Origin of the sequence: Streptomyces sp. SCSIO 75703, from assembly GCF_036607905.1 — a bacterium.
In the GTDB taxonomy this organism is placed as follows: domain Bacteria; phylum Actinomycetota; class Actinomycetes; order Streptomycetales; family Streptomycetaceae; genus Streptomyces.
Genome location: NZ_CP144555.1, coordinates 146394 through 164070, shown reverse-complemented (window position 1 = coordinate 164070; position 17677 = coordinate 146394). Strand labels below are relative to the sequence as shown.

10 protein-coding genes are annotated in these 17677 nt (G+C 76.2%); 5 read left to right on the top strand and 5 right to left on the bottom strand.

Going from position 1 to position 17677, the window contains the following annotated elements; genetic code table 11:
- Positions 1 to 490: 490 nt before the first annotated feature.
- On the bottom strand, positions 491 to 3244 hold the full coding sequence (locus tag VM636_RS00735) for a SpoIIE family protein phosphatase (RefSeq protein WP_338482916.1): 2754 nt from the start codon (positions 3242 to 3244) through the stop codon (positions 491 to 493).
- Between the two features lie 456 nt (positions 3245 to 3700).
- Here VM636_RS00735 and VM636_RS00730 point away from each other — a divergent pair, with 456 nt between their 5' ends.
- The gene (locus VM636_RS00730) at positions 3701 to 5056 is read left to right on the top strand and encodes an endo-1,4-beta-xylanase (protein ID WP_338482914.1); all 1356 of its coding nucleotides are present in this window, start codon (positions 3701 to 3703) and stop codon (positions 5054 to 5056) included.
- A gap of 893 nt (positions 5057 to 5949) precedes the next feature.
- Entirely contained in the window at positions 5950 to 6243 is a 294-nt protein-coding gene (locus VM636_RS00725) for a hypothetical protein (protein WP_030420492.1), read from the top strand.
- Between the two features lie 183 nt (positions 6244 to 6426).
- Here VM636_RS00725 and VM636_RS00720 read toward each other — a convergent pair whose 3' ends face one another.
- Positions 6427 to 8010 carry a glycerol-3-phosphate dehydrogenase/oxidase gene (locus VM636_RS00720; RefSeq protein ID WP_030420493.1) on the bottom strand — a complete coding sequence of 528 codons (1584 nt, stop codon included), beginning with the start codon at positions 8008 to 8010 and terminating at the stop codon, positions 6427 to 6429.
- Entirely contained in the window at positions 8007 to 8624 is a 618-nt protein-coding gene (locus VM636_RS00715) for a TetR/AcrR family transcriptional regulator (RefSeq protein ID WP_030420494.1), read from the bottom strand. Before VM636_RS00715 ends, VM636_RS00720 begins: the two co-directional genes overlap by 4 nt.
- 70 nt (positions 8625 to 8694) lie before the next feature.
- Here VM636_RS00715 and VM636_RS00710 point away from each other — a divergent pair, with 70 nt between their 5' ends.
- Both VM636_RS00710 and VM636_RS00705 read left to right on the top strand, forming a co-directional pair.
- Positions 8695 to 10410, top strand: a complete 1716-nt coding sequence (locus VM636_RS00710) for an FAD-binding oxidoreductase (RefSeq protein WP_338482913.1) — start codon at positions 8695 to 8697, stop codon at positions 10408 to 10410.
- A gap of 41 nt (positions 10411 to 10451) precedes the next feature.
- Positions 10452 to 11333 carry a YegS/Rv2252/BmrU family lipid kinase gene (locus tag VM636_RS00705; protein ID WP_030420496.1) on the top strand — a complete coding sequence of 294 codons (882 nt, stop codon included), beginning with the start codon at positions 10452 to 10454 and terminating at the stop codon, positions 11331 to 11333.
- A gap of 87 nt (positions 11334 to 11420) precedes the next feature.
- On the opposite strand, the gene VM636_RS00700 is transcribed toward VM636_RS00705, so the two are convergent.
- On the bottom strand, positions 11421 to 13694 hold the full coding sequence (locus tag VM636_RS00700) for a catalase (protein WP_053912737.1): 2274 nt from the start codon (positions 13692 to 13694) through the stop codon (positions 11421 to 11423).
- A gap of 1268 nt (positions 13695 to 14962) precedes the next feature.
- Between VM636_RS00700 and VM636_RS00695 the strand changes: the two genes are divergently transcribed.
- On the top strand, positions 14963 to 16978 hold the full coding sequence (locus VM636_RS00695; protein ID WP_338482909.1) for a DUF1996 domain-containing protein: 2016 nt from the start codon (positions 14963 to 14965) through the stop codon (positions 16976 to 16978).
- 88 nt (positions 16979 to 17066) lie between these two features.
- On the opposite strand, the gene VM636_RS00690 is transcribed toward VM636_RS00695, so the two are convergent.
- Entirely contained in the window at positions 17067 to 17642 is a 576-nt protein-coding gene (locus tag VM636_RS00690; protein WP_338482907.1) for a TerD family protein, read from the bottom strand.
- Between the last annotated feature and the right edge of the window lie 35 nt (positions 17643 to 17677).

Below are 17677 nucleotides of genomic sequence, written 5' to 3'. Positions count from 1 at the left end.
CACGCCCGCGGGCCGCGGGACCGGCAGGCGACCGGTCCGCGGCCCGCGCCGTGTCGCCCCGCGCCGTGTGGGCCCGTGCCGTGCGGGCCCGTGCCGTGTCGGCGCACGCCGGCCGGGAGCCGCGGCGGGGGGCGCCGTCCGGGGTGCCGCCAGGCCGGTCAGCCGATGCGGTACCTGTCGCCGTAGACCCGCGCAGACCAGGGTGAGCAGGGCGCGGCGCGGGCCGTCCGCGGGGCGTGCCGGACCGGGGGACGGGTGGCGCACGGGGTCTCCAAGCTGCCGGGCGGGCGAGGTGCCGGGGGCGGACGGGAGGGGCGCCCCGTGGGAGAGGGGCTACCCGACCGCGCCGCGGGCAATCCGGGCGAGGTCGGACACGTGCGGATATCGCAGGCTCCGCCGCGGGCCTGGAGGCGTACGCGCGCCGGAGCCGGCCGACCGCACGGGCCCCGCCCCGCCCGCGAGCCCCCGGCGTACGGGACCCCGCACCCGCTCAGGGCAGCGGCTGCTCGGCCCAGATGACCTTGCCGGCCGGCGTGTAACGGGTGCCCCAGCGCTCGGAGAGCTGCGCGACCAGGAACAGCCCGCGCCCGCCCTCGTCGGTCATCGCCGCGTACCGCAGGTGCGGCGAGGTGCTGCTGCTGTCGAACACCTCACAGATGAGGCTCGTGTCCCGCACCACCCGGACGTGCACCGACTCCCCGCCGTACCGGATCGCGTTGGTGACCAGCTCGCTCAGGATCAGCTCCGTGGTGAACACCAGCTCGTCCAGCCCCCACGCGGTCAGCCGCCGCGTCACCCGGGAACGCACCTCGGCGACCGCCGCCGGATCGGACGGCACGCCCCACTCGGCGACCCGGTCGGCGCCGAGCACCCGGGTCCGGGCGACCAGCAGGGCGATGTCGTCCGTCGGCCGCTCCGGCAACTGTGCCTCCAGGACGGCCCGGCAGGTCTCCTCGGGCGAGTCGCCGGACTCCTCCAGGGCCCGGCGCACCCGCGCCAGACCCACGTCGAGGTCGTGCTCCCGGTCCTCCAGCAGCCCGTCCGTGTAGAGCACCAGCCGGCTGCCCGCCGCGAGCCGCAGCTCGGCGGACTCGAACGGCAGGCCGCCCACGCCCAGCGGCACGCCGGCCGGCACCTCGGGGAAGTCCACGACGCCGTCGGGCCCGACCACGACCGGCGGCGGATGCCCGGCCCGTGCCACCTCGCAGGTCCCGGCGACCGGATCGTAGACCGCGTACAGGCAGGTCGCCCCGGTGACCGGGGAGCCGGTGGGGTCGCCGTTCTCCTGCTGGTCGATGCGGGCGACGAGTTCGTCGAGGAGGCCGAGCAACTCGTCGGGGGGCAGGTCCAGCGCGGAGAAGTTGTGCACCGCGGTCCGCAGCCGCCCCATGGTGGCCGCGGCGTGCAGCCCGTGCCCCACCACGTCGCCCACCACCAGGGCGACGCGCGCGCCGGACAGCGGCAGCACGTCAAACCAGTCGCCGCCCACCCCCGCCTGCGCCGGCAGGTACCGGTAGGCGATGTCCAGCGCGTTCTGCTCGGGCAGGCTGCGCGGCAGCAGGCTGCGCTGGAGGGCGACCGCCATGCTGTGCTCGCGGGTGTAGCGGCGCGCGTTGTCGATGGAGACGGCGGCCCGCGCGACCAGTTCCTCGGCGAGGGCCAGGTCGTCGGTGTCGAACGGCTCGGGTTGGCGCGACCGCCAGAAACTCACCACCCCGAGTATCAGGGAGCCCGCCCGCAGCGGCACCGTGATCAGCGAGTGGACGCCGTACCCCACCACCCGCGCGGCCCGCTCCGCGTCCTGCTCGTGCCAGCCGGGGGCCAGGTCGAGGCGGGGTTCGAGGACGGCACGGCCGGTGCGCAGCGACTCGCCCTGCGGGGAGACGTCCACGAAGCGGATCTGCCGGCCCACCGGGTAGAGGGGCGCGTCGCGGTGGACGCCGTCGCGCGCGGTGCGGCGCAGCGGCGTGACCGACTCGGGCCGGCCGCCGTCGAGGACGGAGTCGTAGAGGTCGACGGTGGTGTAGTCCGCGAACCGGGGGGTGGTGAGCCGGGTCAGCTCCTCGGCGGTGCGGGTCACGTCGAGGCTGGTGCCGATGCCCACGCCCGCGTCGTACAGCATGTCGAGGCGTTCCCGTGCGGTGTCGGCCCGGCCGGAGAGGGCGCGCAGTTCCGTGGAGTCGCGCAGGGTGGCGACGCTGCCGGGCGGCCCGCCGCGGGCGCCGGTGGAGCGCTGGTTGACGGCGAGCAGCCGCTCCCGGACCAGGTGCACCTCGTCGGTGGCGGCCCGCCCGGACTCCAGCAGTCCGGCGATGTCCTCCGGCAGGCCCAGTTCGCGCACGTGGCGGCCCTCGGCGTCCTCGGGCAGGTCCAGCAGGCGGCGGGCCTCGTCGTTGGCGAGCAGCAGCCGGCCCTCGCCGCCGACGATGAGGACGCCTTCGCGGACGGCGTGCAGGACCGCGTCGTGGTGCTCGTACATCCGGGTCATCTCGTGCGGACCGAGCCCGTGCGTCTGGCGGAGCAGGCGCCGGCTGACCAGGGCGGTCCCGGCGGTGGCCAGGACGAGGCCGACGCCGGCGGCGATCAGCACCAGGGGCAGTTGCCGCTCGGCGGCGCCGCCGACGTTCTCCGTGGTGATGCCGGCCGACACCATGGCGACCACCCTGCCGTCGGGCGCCTGCACGGGCACGATGGCCTGCACGAGCCGTCCGATGGTCCCGTCGACCTCCTCGGTGACGGTCCGCCCGGCGAGCGCGGGCCCGATGTCGCCCACGAAGCGTTTGCCGATGCGGTCGGGCTTGGGGTGGGTGTAGCGGATGCCCCGCGGATCGAGGACGACGACGAAGTCCACGTCGGTGGCCTTGCGCACCGCCTCGGCGCGCGGCTGGAGCACCGACGAGGGGTCGGGGGCGTCGAGCGCCTCCCGCAGGCCGGGGGAGTTGGCCAAGGACGAGGCGACGGCGAGGGACCGGTTGCGGGCGTCGGCGGTGCTGTCGCGGCGCACCTGGAGCAGCAGGGACACGGCCGCCGCGACGACGAGCAGCAGCACGATGGCGATGTTGAGTACGAAGACCTGCCCGGCCACGCTGCGTCTGCCGAGCACCCGGCGCAGTGCGGCGGCACGTCCCGGCCGCCCCGCGGTCCCAGTCCGCCGTGGCCGGTCCTCATCCCACCGCTCCCGAGCGCGCGAACCGCTGGGACGACGGGACGACCGATCTCCCGATCGACCCCTCAGTCGGACCATGAGCACATGTCTACACCGCCGCGCCGCGTGGGGCGAGAGGCGCTCACGGGAAGGGGGTGCCGCGGGGGAGCCCCTGCCGCGGAGGCCCGTCCGGCCCCCGCGCGGTGTCCGGCGGGCGTCCGCGCGGTGTCGGGCGGGCCGGTTTCCGTACCGGTGTGCGTCCGTTCGAGTGGTGGGTTGTCGTGTCACGGAGGTGCCGGATGCTCCCGCATCTCGTGTTTCCTGGCCGGCCGCCCGGCTCGAAAGTTTCGCCACCGCTCCCCGCGATCTTCCCTCCTTCGTCACCGTGGTCGCCCGCCGGACGGGCATTATCGGCCACGCTGTCACGGCCGTTGACCTCCGAGGTGGGAGTCCGTAACCTCCTCCGCGACATTCCGAAACATCCCCGAAAGTTTCGCGCTCCCCGTCCTTCCATAGCACCCCGTGGGGTACAACGAGGAAAGGAATGACATGGGCATGACTGGAATGGTCCGGAGGCGGCTGGCGAGGGCCGTCACGGCCGGCTTCGTCGCCGCGACCGCGCTGACGGCCGCCGCGCACAGCGCCGAGGCCGCCGACACGCTCGGCTCGGCGGCGGCCGGCAAGGGGCTCTACTTCGGCACCGCCGTCGCCGCGAACCACCTCGGCGAGTCCGCGTACGCGGCCACCCTGGACCGCGAGTTCTCCTCCGTGACGCCGGAGAACGAGATGAAGTGGGACGCGATCGAGCCGAGCCGGAACACCTTCACCTTCGGCTCCGCCGACCAGATCGTCACCCACGCCCGTGGCCAGGGCATGCAGGTGCGCGGCCACACCCTGGTCTGGCACTCCCAACTGCCCTCCTGGGTGGGCGGCCTGGGAGCCTCCGAGCTGCGCTCGGCGATGAACAACCACATCGCCCGGCTCATGGACCACTACAAGGGCCGGATCCACAGTTGGGACGTCGTCAACGAGGCGTTCCAGGACGGCGGGAGCGGCGCCCGCCGCAGCTCGCCCTTCCAGGACAAGCTGGGCGACGGCTTCATCGAGGAGGCGTTCCGCGCCGCCCGCACCGCCGACCCGGCGGCCAAGCTCTGCTACAACGACTACAACACCGACGGCGTCAACGCGAAGAGCAACGCCGTCTACGCCATGGTCAAGGACTTCAAGGCCCGCGGCGTGCCCATCGACTGCGTCGGCTTCCAGTCCCACTTCAACCCCGCCTCCCCGGTCCCGGCGGACTACCAGGCCAACCTCCAGCGCTTCGCCGACCTCGGCGTCGACGTGCAGATCACCGAGCTGGACATCGAGGGCTCCGGCAGCGCCCAGGCCGCCAACTACGCCACCGTGGTCAAGGCGTGCATGGCCGTCAGCCGCTGCACGGGCCTGACGGTGTGGGGCGTCACCGACAAGTACTCCTGGCGCAGCGGCGGCACCCCGCTCCTCTTCGACGGCAACTACACGAAGAAGCCCGCCTACGACGCCGTACTCGCCGCCCTCGGCGGCGCCCCCGGCGGCGGTGACGGCGGCACCCCGGGCGACGGTACGGCCACCTGCAAGGCCACGTACACCCGGACCGCGGACTGGGACGGCGGCTACAACGGCGAGGTCACCATCACCGCCGGCGACCGCGCGATCAGCTCCTGGCAGACCACCGTCACCCTGACCCCGCCGCAGAAGACCCAGTCCGTCTGGAACGGCTCGCCCGCCTGGGACGCCGGCGGCGACGTCATGACGGTCCGGCCGGCCTGGAACGGCTCCCTCGCCGCCGGGGCCTCGACCAGCTTCGGGTTCACCGTCGGCAAGAACGGCAGCAACGCCGCCCCCGTCGTCGGGGCCTGCACCGCCTCCTGACCCGCCCGCCGTCCGGCCGGCCCGCGCTCCCGACGCGCGCGCTGCCGGCCGGACCCGTGCGAGGCTCCCGGCCCCGCGTCCGTCCGCCCCCAAGGCACGGGCACGGGGCCGGGTCCATGGCGTCCGAAACGTCCTCGCGGTCCGGGCCGGGCGTCCGGGCCGGGCGGTCCGCGGTGTCCGAACGGGGCGCTGCCCGGCGGACGTCGGGGCAGGGCCGGGGCGGGGGCCGCCGCGGTGCGCAGGGCGAGGTGCCGCGGGGCGGCCCTCGCACACCCGGCCCCGTACCGGACGGTGAGGCTCTGTACGACTCCGGCGTACGACTCCGGCGCACGGACCCGGCGCCACGGACACCACCGTGACCACGGTGGTGGAGTCCGGTGGAGGTAGGACGGTGATCCGGGGTGGCGGGAGATCGGCGCCGTCCGGGTCCACCAGGGCGAGGACACGCCGCACCGGCTCACGGAGCGCGGCCGGCCGCAACCGGACACCGCGCTCCGTCGCGGCCCGGTGAGCGGATGGCGGCACGTCGATCCCGCGGGAGTCGAGGAAGAACGCCTCGCCGCAGTCGATCACCGTGCCCGGCGCCGAGCCCACCGAGGGGAGCGGCACGTCCCGGAGCCGGCCGCAGCCGTCGAGGCCGGCCTCCCCGGCGGGACGACCGGGCGGAAGCCGTCGTCCGTCGTGCCGCGGGTGACCGGCAGCCGCTCCGGCGACGCCGCCCGCCCCGAGCCCGCCCCGCTTCCCCCGCCCCCGCCGCCCGCCGGGCCCGCGCGCCGCCGGGTCGACAGCGTACGGACCTGCGGGCCCGCCGGGGCCCCTGTGGACAAGGCGCCGGCACGGCCCGGGACGGCTCGACGCGCGGGATCGCCGAGGGCTGTCTAGTCTCGTTTTGTGTGGCACACACATTCGAGGAGCTCGTGCACAAGCGTCGCGCGGCGGACCAGGCGTACCACCGGGTCGAGGAGCTGCGCGACTCCTACGGGCCCCCCACCCAGCAGCAGTGGACCGCACGGCAGTCGCACACGTACGAGACCGCCCTCCGGGCCTGGCGCGACCTGGACCGGGACGTGCGGACGGCGATGACCGAGTACGTGAAGGAAGAGGAGGAGGACGGCTCCCGCCAGAGCATCGAGTCGATCGAGCAGGAGGTCGGCAGGGCCGCCGGGGGTACCGGACCGGGCGCCTGACCCGTCGGTTCCCGCCCCGGACGAGGGCGAGGACGGTCACGAGGGCGGGCGGGTACGGGTGCGAGCACGCGGCCCGGTCCCCGCCCGTGCCCCCGGCCGCGAGGCACCGCCCCCGGGCGCCCGCCCCGGGCCCGTCCGGCGAGATGCCGGTTGGCTCCGGGGCCCGGCCCCGGGCGTCGGGGTTCAGGCCCCGCCGAGGGCCGCGGCCTCGTCCATCAGCGCGCGCACCCCGTCCAGCGCGGCGGCCCGGTCCTCGGGCACCAGCCCGATCCGGGTCCGCCGGTCCAGCAGGTCGGCCTCGTCCAGCGCCCCTTCGTGGCGCAGTGCCCACAGCACCTCCGCCCCGGTCACCGGGTGGCCCGGCAGCACCGGCTCGGCGAGCCGGGGGTCGCGGACCGCCGGCGCGTGCACGGCGGGCGCCTCGGTGCCGTAGCGGCCCACCAGCCGGCGCGGTGCCCGCAGCGCGGCCAGCGCGCGCGGGGCGGCGGCGCCGACCAGGGGCAGCGCGGCGGTGCGGGAGGGGCCGGCCGCCAGCGCGCGGGCGGCGACGGCGGCGTCCACGGCGTCCTCGGCCATCCGGCGGTAGGTGGTGAGCTTGCCGCCGACCACCGTGACCACCCCCTGGGACGAGGTGAGCACGGCGTGCCGCCGGGAGACGTCGGCCGTGCGCGGCGCGGTGCCCCCGTCCTCGGCCCCGGAGGTGTCCAGCAGGGGGCGCAGTCCGGCGAAGGCGCCCACCACGTCCTCCCGGCGCGGCGCCGCGTCCAGCACCGAGCCGAGGACGTCGAGGAGGAAGCCGATGTCCGTCTCGGGTGCTTCGGGCACGTCCGGAACCTCGTCCACCGGCTCGTCGGTGAGCCCCACGTAGACCCGGCCGTCGCCCTGGGGCAGCACCAGGACGAAGCGGTTGGTCTCCCCGGGGACCGGCACGTGCACTCCCGCGGGCAGCCGGCCCAGGGACTCGGAGCGCAGCACCAGGTGGGTGCCGCGCGAGGGGCGGACCCGGATGCCGTCCACCAGGCCGCCCGCCCACACCCCGGAGGCGTTGATCACCGCGCGGGCCCGGATCTCGCCCTCCTCCCCGGTCAGCTCGTCCCGCACCCGCGCGCCCGACCCGGTCAGCTCCAGCGCCCGCACCCGGGTCAGCACCCGCGCCCCGTGCCCGGCGGCCGTGCGGGCCAGCGCGGTCACCAGGCGGGCGTCGTCGGTGAGCCGCCCGTCCCAGGAGAGCAGCCCGCCGCGCAGCCGGTCCGGGCGCAGCGCCGGGGCGAGGTGGCGGGCCTCCACCGCGGAGAGCCGGCGCGGCGCGGGCAGCGTGCTCCGGGGCGTGCGCGCCGCGAGCCGCAGCGCGTCCCCGGCCCGGAAGCCGGCCCAGGCCAGCGCGGCCTGCCCTCGCGAGACGAGCGGCGTCAGCGGCAGCACGAACGGCTGGGCGCGCACCAGGTGCGGCGCGGTGCGCCCCATCAGCACCCCGCGCTCCACCGCGCTCTCGTGGGCGACGTCGAACTGGGCGGAGGCCAGGTAGCGCAGCCCGCCGTGGACCAGTTTGGAACTCCAGCGCGAGGTGCCGAAGGCGAGGTCGTGGGCGTCCACGGCGACGACGTCCAGCCCGCGCGCGGCGGCGTCCAGGGCGGCGCCCGCGCCGGTCGCGCCGAGGCCCACCACCAGGACGTCCACGACGGGGCCGCCGACGGTCCGGGACAGCTCGCGCGCGCGCCGGGCGGCCGAGAGGGAGAAGCGTCCGGGGGCGGTGGAGGCGGGGCTCATGGGGCGAGGGTCCTCTCCAGGATGGTCCGCAGTTCCCCGAGGAGGGCCGCGGAGGTCAGGTCGGTGTCGTCCTCGTCGGCCATGGTCCGCAGCGACAGGGCGAAGGACTGGACGACCAGCAGCACGGACCGCGCCTGCCGCTCGGGGTGCGCGGCGCGCACCGACCCGTCGGCGTGGCCCTCCCGCAGCGTGTCGGCCAGCAGCGCCAGCACCGCGTCCTGGCTGGCCCCGCGCCGGTCGAGCACGTAGGGCAGGAGCAGTTCGGGGTCGACGTCGACGATCTTCCGGAACAGCGGGTGGGCGCGGAACGCCTCCACCCCCCGGGTCAGCCCCTCGACGATCCGCGTGCGGGTGGCGGTGCCCGGCCGGGGGCCGGGAACGGCCCCGGTGGCCACCGCGATCCACTCCCGGGTCATGAGGTCGCCGACCAGCGACCGCACGTCCGGCCAGCGCCGGTACAGCGTCATGCGCGAGACGCCCGCGCGGCGGGCCACGTCGGTCAGGGTCGTGCGGCGGACGCCGACGGCGAGGACGCAGTCGCGTACGGCGTCGAGGACCGTGTCGTTGTCGGCGGGCCCGGGGCGGCCACTGTAGTTGTGACGGTTAGGCGTCATGTGTAACAGTGTAACGCCCGTGAGGCCGTGCAGACGGCACCGCCCGCGGCGACGGTGAGGACGACAGGCCATGGACATGCTGTGGAACGGCTGGGGCGACCCGGACCGGGCGGCACCGCTGCCCGACACGGTGACCGGACTGCTGCGCGACCTGCTCGGCGTCACCCCCCGCGAGACCCCCTCCGTCCGCCCGGACGACGCCGCCCCGCCCGCCTCCCCCCTCGCCGCACCGGCCCTGAGCGCGCTGCGCTCCGCCGTCGGCGACCGCGCGGACCGGGTGCGCACCGACGCCGACGCCCGGCTGCGCCACACCCGGGGCAAGTCCACCCCCGACCTGCTGCGGATGCGGGCCGGCGACACGGCCGACGCCCCGGCCGCCGTCGTCCTGCCGGAGAGCCACGACGAGGTCCTGGCCGTCCTGCGCGCCTGCGCCGCACACGGCGTGGCCCTCGTGCCCTTCGGCGGCGGCACCTCCGTCGTCGGCGGACTCGCCCCCGAGGACCGCCGCCCCTTCGCCGCCCTGGACCTGCGGCACATGAACCGCCTGCTGGCGCTCGACCCCGTCTCCCGCACCGCCACCCTGCAGGCGGGCCTGCGGGCCCCCGACGCCGAGGCGCTGCTCGCCGCCGAGGGGTACACCCTCGGGCACTTCCCGCAGTCCTACGAGTGGGCCACCCTCGGCGGATTCGCCGCGACCCGCTCCAGCGGACAGGCGTCCGCCGGGTACGGCCGCTTCGACGAGATGGTCCTCGGCCTCACCCTCGCCACCCCCGAGGGCACCCTGGACACCGGCCGCGCGCCCCGCTCCGCCGCCGGCCCGGACCTGCGCCAGCTCCTGCTCGGCTCGGAGGGCGCCTTCGGTGTCATCACCTCCGTCACCGTCCGCGTCCGGCCCCGCCCCCGCGTCCGCCGATACGAGGGCTGGCGCTTCGACTCCTTCGAGGCCGGCGCCGCCGCGCTGCGCCGGCTCGCCCAGGACGGACCCCGGCCGACCGTGCTGCGGCTGTCCGACGAGACCGAGACGCTCGTCGGCCTCGCCCAGCCCGACGCCATCGGCGCCTCCCTCGACCGGCCCGACGCCGGCTGCCTGGCCGTCGTCGGCTTCGAGGGCACCGAGGAGGGCACCGCCCGGCGCCGCGAGGACGCCGCCGCCGTGCTCCGCGAGGCGGGCGGCACCTCGGCCGGGGACGAACCGGGGGAGCGCTGGGCACGGGGCCGCTTCGACGCGCCCTACCTGCGGGACGCGCTGCTCGACGCCGGGGCGCTCGCCGAGACGCTGGAGACCGCCGCCTACTGGTCCCGGCTGCCCGGCCTGTACGCGGCCGTCCGCGACGCGCTCACCCGCACGCTCACCGAGGCGGGCACCCCGCCGCTGGTCATGTGCCACATCTCGCACGTCTACGAGAACGGCGCCTCCCTCTACTTCACCGTCGTCAGCGCCCAGGGCGAGGACCCCGTCGCCCACTGGACGCGGGCCAAGCACGCCGCCAACGAGGCCATCCTCACCGCCGGCGGCACCATCACCCACCACCACGCCGTCGGCACCGACCACCGCGACTGGTACGTCCGCGAGGCCGGCGCCCTCGGCATCGAGGCCCTGCGCGCCGTCAAGCGCCGACTCGACCCGGCCGGCCTCCTCAACCCGGGCGTCCTCCTGCCGGCCGGCGAGGTCCCGGTCGCCGACAGCGCCCCCGCCGACGGCCCGCCGGGCGAGGCACCGGCCCCCGCGGCCGGGGAGGACGCCGGCTTTGGCGACCTGGCCGACCGGCGTCCCCCCGCCCCGTGAGACCCCAGCCCGGCACCGCCCGCCAGCCCGGAGGCACCCCGATGCGACAGTTCACCGCCGTCGTCAACCCCACCGCGGGCGGCGCCACCGCGGCCGCCGCCCTGCTCCGCGTGGCCCGGCCGCTGCGCGAGGCCGGCGCCGGACTGGAGACCGAGTACAGCCGCAGCCTCGACCACGCCCGGGACATCGCCCGGCGGGCCGGCGCCCGCGGCCGGATCGTGCTCGCCGTCGGCGGGGACGGCATGGCCGGCGGGATCGGCGGCGCCCTCAGCGGCACCGGCACCCCGCTCGGCCTCGTCCCCGCCGGCCGGGGCAACGACTTCGCCCGCGCCCTCGGACTCCCCGCCGACCCGGCCGGCCTCGCCGCGGTCCTGCTGCGCGCCGAACCGCGCCCCGTCGACACCATCGAGGTCACCTCGGCCGTCCACGACCGCACCGTCGTCCTCGGCAGCGTCTACGCCGGAGTCGACGCGCTCGCCAACCACCACGCCAACCGGTCCCGCCTGCTGCGCGGCACCGCCTCCTACTACGCCGGCGCGCTGCGCGCGGTCACCACCTGGCGCACCACCCGCTACCGGGTCACCGTCGACGGGGAGGAGCACGCCTTCGCCGGCTACACCGTCGTGGCCGCCAACTCCGGCTACTACGGCTCCGACCGCCACATCGCCCCCGCCGCCCGGGTCGACGACGGGCTGCTGGAGGTCGTGATGATCCACCACGCCCCGCGCCGGCTGTTCTTCGCCCTGATGAACGAACTGGGCACCGGCGCCCACGTGAACCGGCCGCAGGTGCGGGTGGTGCGCGGACGACGGGTGCGGATCGAGGCCGACCGGCCGATACCGTACGGCGCCGACGGCGAGGTCGAGGCCGCCGTCCCCGTCACGGCGCGGATCCTGCCCGGGGCGCTGCGCGTCCTGTACTGAGCACCGCGCCGCCCGCGCACGGGAGCCGGACACACCGCCGGACCGGACACCACCGCCTCGTGGCGTCCGGTCCGGGCGGCGCCGGAGTCAGGCCGTGAACCGCTCCCACACCCGGTGCACGCTCATCAGCTCCGCGACCCGGCTCAGCGCCGAGGTGCCGGAGTCGGCGACGACCACCCCGGGAGCGTCGGCGGGGACTGCCGCCCCGGCGAGGGCCGCCTCGCCGCCCGCCCAGACGCCGATCGCCTTGCCGTGCCGGAACGCCTCCGACACCAGCAGCCCCACCCGCGGGTCGACCTCCGCCGTACCGGTCGGCCCCGGCGTCGACTTGGCGTCCCGCGCCGTGTACGCGTCGGCCCCCGGGCCCGGCGTGCCGGCCAGCAGGACCGCGTCGAACTCCACGGACCGCGCGGTGGCGTAGGTCCGCTGCACCGTCAGCGCCTCCGCGCCCGCGCCCAGGGTGCCGCCGGCGGGGGCGACGACCAGCGGGACCATGCCCGCGTCGAGCACCGCCTCCCGTACCGCCCGCACCCCGGCCAGGTCGCCGTCCGCGCCGGTGACGATGCCGACCACGCGCCCGTCGGCGGGCCAGGAGCGGCCGAGCTGGGACAGGGCCGGGCTCGGCGTGACGTCGGCGAGCGGCTCGGTCGGTCCCGGGGCGGGCAGGCCCAGCCCCTCGGCGACGGCCGCGCACAACTCGGGGTCGATGTTGGCCAGCACCTGCAGCCCGCGCTCCTTGACGGCCTGTTCGTAGCACTTGCCCAGCTCGAAGGTGTACGCGCCGATGATGTGCTCGCGCTCCACCCGGGTCATGCTCAGCCAGAACCGGCGCGGCTGGCTGAAGTGGTCCGCGAACGACTCCGGCGCCTCACGGACCTTGGGCGCCTCCGGCACCCGCACCGGCGTCTCGACGAACGCACCGGTGTCCGCGCCCGCCGTGAACGGGCAGCCCCCGTCCAGCGAGTTGGGCCGGTACGGCGCGACGCCGCGGTGCACGGCCGTCTGGTGCATGCCGTCCCGCAGCATGTCGTTGACCGGCGCGTGCGGCCGGTTGATCGGCAACTGCGGGAAGTTGGGCCCGCCCAGTCGCGTGATCTGCGTGTCCAGGTAGGAGAAGAGCCGCCCGGCGAGCAGTGGGTCGTCGGTGATGTCGACGCCCGGCACCAGGTGCCCGGCGTGGAAGGCGACCTGCTCGGTCTCGGCGAAGTAGTTCGACGGGTTCCGGTTCAGCGTCAGCAGGCCGACCGGCTGCACCGGCGCCAGTTCCTCCGGCACGATGTTGGTCGGGTCCAGCAGGTCGATGCCCTCGAAGGTCTGCTCCGGGGTGTCGGGGAAGGTCTGGATGCCCAGCTCCCACTGCGGGTACGCGCCCGCCTCGATGGCGTCCGCGAGGTCCCGGCGGTGGAAGTCGGGGTCGACGCCGTTGATGATCTGCGCCTCCTCCCAGACCAGCGAGTGCACGCCCAGCCGGGGCTTCCAGTGGAACTTCACCAGCGTCGTCCCGCCCCCGGCGTCGACCAGCCGGAAGGTGTGGACGCCGAAGCCCTCCATCATCCGGTAGGAGCGCGGGATGCCCCGGTCGGACATGTTCCACAGGGTGTGGTGGGTCGCCTCCGTGTGGAGCGTCACGAAGTCCCAGAAGGTGTCGTGCGCGCTCTGCGCCTGCGGGATCTCCCGGTCCGGATGCGGCTTCCCGGCGTGGATCACGTCCGGGAACTTGATCGCGTCCTGGATGAAGAAGACCGGGATGTTGTTGCCCACCAGGTCGAAGACGCCCTCGCTGGTGTAGAACTTGGTGGCGAAACCGCGGGTGTCGCGCACCGTGTCCGAGGAGCCGCGCGACCCCAGCACCGTGGAGAACCGCACGAAGACCGGCGTCTCCTCGTCCTCCGCGAGGAAGGCCGCCTTGGTCACCGAGGCCGCCGTGCCGTAGCTGCGGAACACCCCGTGCGCCGCCGCGCCGCGCGCGTGGACGACCCGCTCGGGGATGCGCTCGTGGTCGAAGTGCATGACCTTCTCGCGCAGATGGTGGTCCTGGAGCAGTACCGGCCCGCGCGGCCCGGCCTTCAGCGAGTGGTCGGTGTCGTACAGGCGGACGCCCTGCGCGGTCGTCAGATAGCTCCCGGACTGGGCCACCCGGGCCTGCTCGGCCCCGGTCGGCTGCCCGGTCGGCGACACGGTGGCCGGGCCGGTCTGGTCGGGCTTCGGGGGCAGCGGTTCCCGGGGGTCGGTGGGTTCGGCCACCGGCGGGGACTCGGGGGAGGGCTTGCCGGGGATGCCCTCCGCCGGTCCGGCGTCGCCGCCTCGCAGTTCCTCGGCGACCTTGCGGGCCGCCCGCTTGAGGGGATTGTCCTCGCTCATCTGCCTTGTCTCCGTTCTGCGCGGGCCGCTGCGCGCGGCCGGATGGGGTCGGGTACCGGCTGCCGTCGTCCGGGCCGTGTCCGCGTACCCGGGTGCCGGACGTCGAGGCATGCGCGAGCGGGCCGGCGTCGGCGGGGACGGGCAGCCGGGAGGTCGGGGGCGGGGCGGGCGTGCCGGCGGGGGTGCTTCAGCAGGCCGTCCCTCCGTCGGGGGCCGGTTGCGGGCGGGGCGCCGCGAGGGCGCCCCCGGGGCGGGCGGGGCCGGCCGGGGCCGCGGCGCGCGGCGGCAGGGGCATGACCGGGCTCCTTCTCACGGGTGCGGTACCAGCCTCACCGGGCCGGGAACGGGACGCCACCGGAGAAGGGCGCACGGGGGAGCGCCCGGTCGCAGGGCACGCCGGGGCACGGCGACCGGCGCCGGGGCCCTTCGGGCCCCCGGACCACCCGCGGTCGCTCCGCCGCGGAGGGCCGGACCCTCGCGTCGTGCCGGACGCCGGAAGCCGGGGCCCGGCGCGCGGTCTCGGGGAGCGCGAGGCAGGCCGGCGCCCGTCGTTGCCCCGCGTGCCGGCCGGGTGCGGGGTGAGCAACACGTTCTCGCACTTCCGCCAGCCGGGGGTCCGGCCACCGCGGACGGCTCGGCGGCGGCACCTCGGGGCCGGTCACGTCCGGCACGGTACGGACCCGGCCCGCCACGCCGCGCGGCGTGCGCTGCCGGCGGGGGCCGGCGCGGGCGGGACGACGGGAGCGGGCGCCCTCCACCGGACCCGTGTGCCGGTCAGCGGGCTCACGGCGAGGGCCTGCTCGCCGACCGGCGCGGCCTCGGCCGGGAGAGGGTGTCGGCCGCCGCGGCGGCGGACGCCTCGGCGCCCCGGTCCCCGCAGGCGTCGGCGACAGGGCCGCGGACGCTGCCCGCCGTGCACCACCGCACGCTGCCGGGGCGCCGCCGCGTCGGCCGTCGGCGGCGGGCGGCCCCGGTCGGCGACCAGCCGGCACCTGCCGGCAGCGACCGGGCGCGTGGTGCGGAGAGGCCGCCCAGCGCCGGGAGCGGGGCCAGGCCGCGACTCGGGCGGAAGTCCTCCGGCGCCGGGCCGCCGAGCACGGCGCGGGCGGCGTCCGGGGCGTGGTGACGACGGACCGGGGCCCGCGGCCGGACCCTGGGCCAAAGTGAACGAGGGGAGTTCCCGGGCCTGTTGAACACACACGCCGCCGCGCCCGTATGGAGCCGGGGGCATTCCGTGCCCCGAGTCCGTCACGACGTAGGAGCACGCCTTGGGACACAACCGGCGCAGACGCCCGACCGGGGCGCGGCGCGCGACCTTCGGAGCGTTCGCCCTCATCCTGGGAGGCGGCGGCCTGGTCGCCGCGAACGTCATCGCCTCCGCGACCGAGACCTCGAACGCGGCCGTACCCCTGGGCGGTTCCGGCATCGCCGCCACCGTCGACTGCCCCGACCTCGGCGAGCGGCTGACGACGGTGCCCGACGGGGCCAGGGCCGACGTGGACACCGAACTCGCCCGCATGGACGAGCAGATCGCCGCCGCCTACCGAGGGCTGCAGGAAGCCGCCCGCACCGCGGACGACGGCACCCTCGACGAGGCCGCCGTGCTCGGCCCGCTGAACGAGGAGCGCACCGCCGCCATCGCACGTGTCACCGCCGCCATGGACGCGGCCGGGGAACGTCCCGAGGGGCTGGAGGCACTGGCGCGGTGCACCCTGCTGCGCACCGAGGTCACCCCGGCGGCGAGCGACGGCGCGGACGGCGGCCGGGACGCCGGCCAGGACGGTGCCGGACAGGGCGAGGGCGCCCCGCAGGAGCCCGGCAACGGCGGCCAGGCGGGCAACGGCCCGGTCGCCGCCGACTTCGCCGACATCATGTCCGTCGAGCCCACCGTCAAGGCGGCCCCGGGCGAGAACGCCTCGCGCGGCACCTTCGCCGGCAGTTGCGGCGTCAACGCCGAGGGGCTCTACAACTCGGACAACATCATCGTCGCCCCCGGTGTCGGCAACGGTGCCCACCACTTCCACGACTACATCGGCAACCAGGCCAACAACGCCTTCGCCGGCGACGACGACCTGGCCGCCGCCGCCACGAGCTGCGCCGACCAGGGCGACAAGTCCTCCTACTACTGGCCCGTGCTGCGCCTGCAGGACGGCACCACCGAGCGGGACGCCGCATCCCCCGGCGGCGGCATCGAGGGCAACGCCGGCCGGATCGTCACCGCCAAGGAGGTCACCCTGACCTTCGTCGGCAACGAGCGCGGCAAGGTCACCGAGATGCCCCGGCTGCTGCGCATCATCACCGGCGACGCCAAGGCGTTCGTCAACGGCGACACCAACGCCAACGCCTCCTGGAGCTGCACCGGCCTGGAGGACCGCCGGCTCGCGGACCGGTATCCGCTCTGCCCGCGGGGCAGCGACGTGGTGCGCACCTTCACGTTCCAGAGCTGCTGGGACGGCCGGAACACCGACAGCGCCAACCACCGCACCCACGTGGCCTTCCCCGGCGCCGACGGCACCTGTCCCGACGGCTTCCAGCCCATCCCGCGCCTCGTGCAGCGCATCGTCTACGACGTCGACGCGCCGAGCCTGGCCGACGGGGGCAAGACCACGCCGCTGTTCGCGGTGGACTCCTTCCCCGAGCAGCTCCACAAGCCGGTCACCGACCACGGCGACTTCATCAACCTCTTCGACGAGGGTCTGATGCGCGAGGTGGTCGACTGCATCAACAGCGGCCGCACCTGCGGCGCCGGCGCCCCGCCCGCCGGGGAGCCGGGCCAGGGCGGTGACGGGGGCCCGAAGGAGCAGCCGACCGAGCGGCCCGGGACCACCCCGCCCCCGGCCGACGGCGGCGAGGACGGCAAGGACGGCAAGGGCCAGGACGGCAAGGGCCAGGACGGCAAGGACCCGGGTGGCGACGCCACGGCCGCGCCCTCCGACGCCGCCTCCGCACCCGCCGAACAGGACCGGGACGGCGGGAAGCGGGACGCCGAGGCCACCGCACCCGCCGGCCGGGACGGTGCCCCCGTCTCCCCGGAGGCCGAGCCCCGCGCCGCCACCACGGCGCCGGACGCCTCCGGCGCCGTCGGCAGCGCCGTCGCCACGCCCGAGGCGGACCGCACCGCCCCGGGCGCCGTCGCCGCCGGCACGGCGCCCCGGGCACAGGGCGCGCGGGGCGGCCTCGCCGAGACCGGCGCGGGCCTCGGCCTGTGGCCCGCGGCGGCGGGCGGCGTCCTCTTCGCCGCCGGATGCGCGCTGCTGATCCGCACCAGGCGGCAGGCCGGCTGAGGCCGGCGCGTGGCCCGGTACCGGTACGACGACGGGCGGGCGGGAACCCGAGGTTCCCGCCCGCCCGTTCGCGTGCGCGAAGCGCCGCTCAGACGTTGACGCCGAACTCGGCGGCGATCCCGGCGAGGCCGGAGGCGTACCCCTGGCCGACCGCGCGGAACTTCCACTCGGCGCCGTGCCGGTACAGCTCGCCGAAGATCATGGCGGTCTCGGTGGCCGCGTCCTCGGAGAGGTCGTAGCGGGCGATCTCCTGGTTGTCCGCCTGGTTGACGACCCGGATGAAGGCGTTGCGGACCTGGCCGAAGCTCTGGCCCCGGTTCTCCGCGTCGTGGATCGACACCGGGAAGACGATCTTGTCGATGTCGGCGGGGACGGCGGACAGGTCGACCTTGATGGACTCGTCGTCACCCTCGCCCTCGCCGGTGAGGTTGTCACCGGTGTGGTGGACCGAGCCGTCCGGGCTGGTGAGGTTGTTGTAGAAGACGAAGTGGCTGTCGCCGGGCACCTTGCCGCCGGCGTTCAGGAGCAGCGCGGAGGCGTCCAGGTCGTAGTCGGTGCCGGTGGTGGTGCGCACGTCCCAGCCGAGGCCGATCAGCACCGCGGTCAGACCGGGCGCCGCCTTGCTGAGCGAGACGTTGCCGCCCTTGGACAGGGAAACTCCCACTGCGTACTCCTTCGTCGGGACTGCGCTGCGGGCCC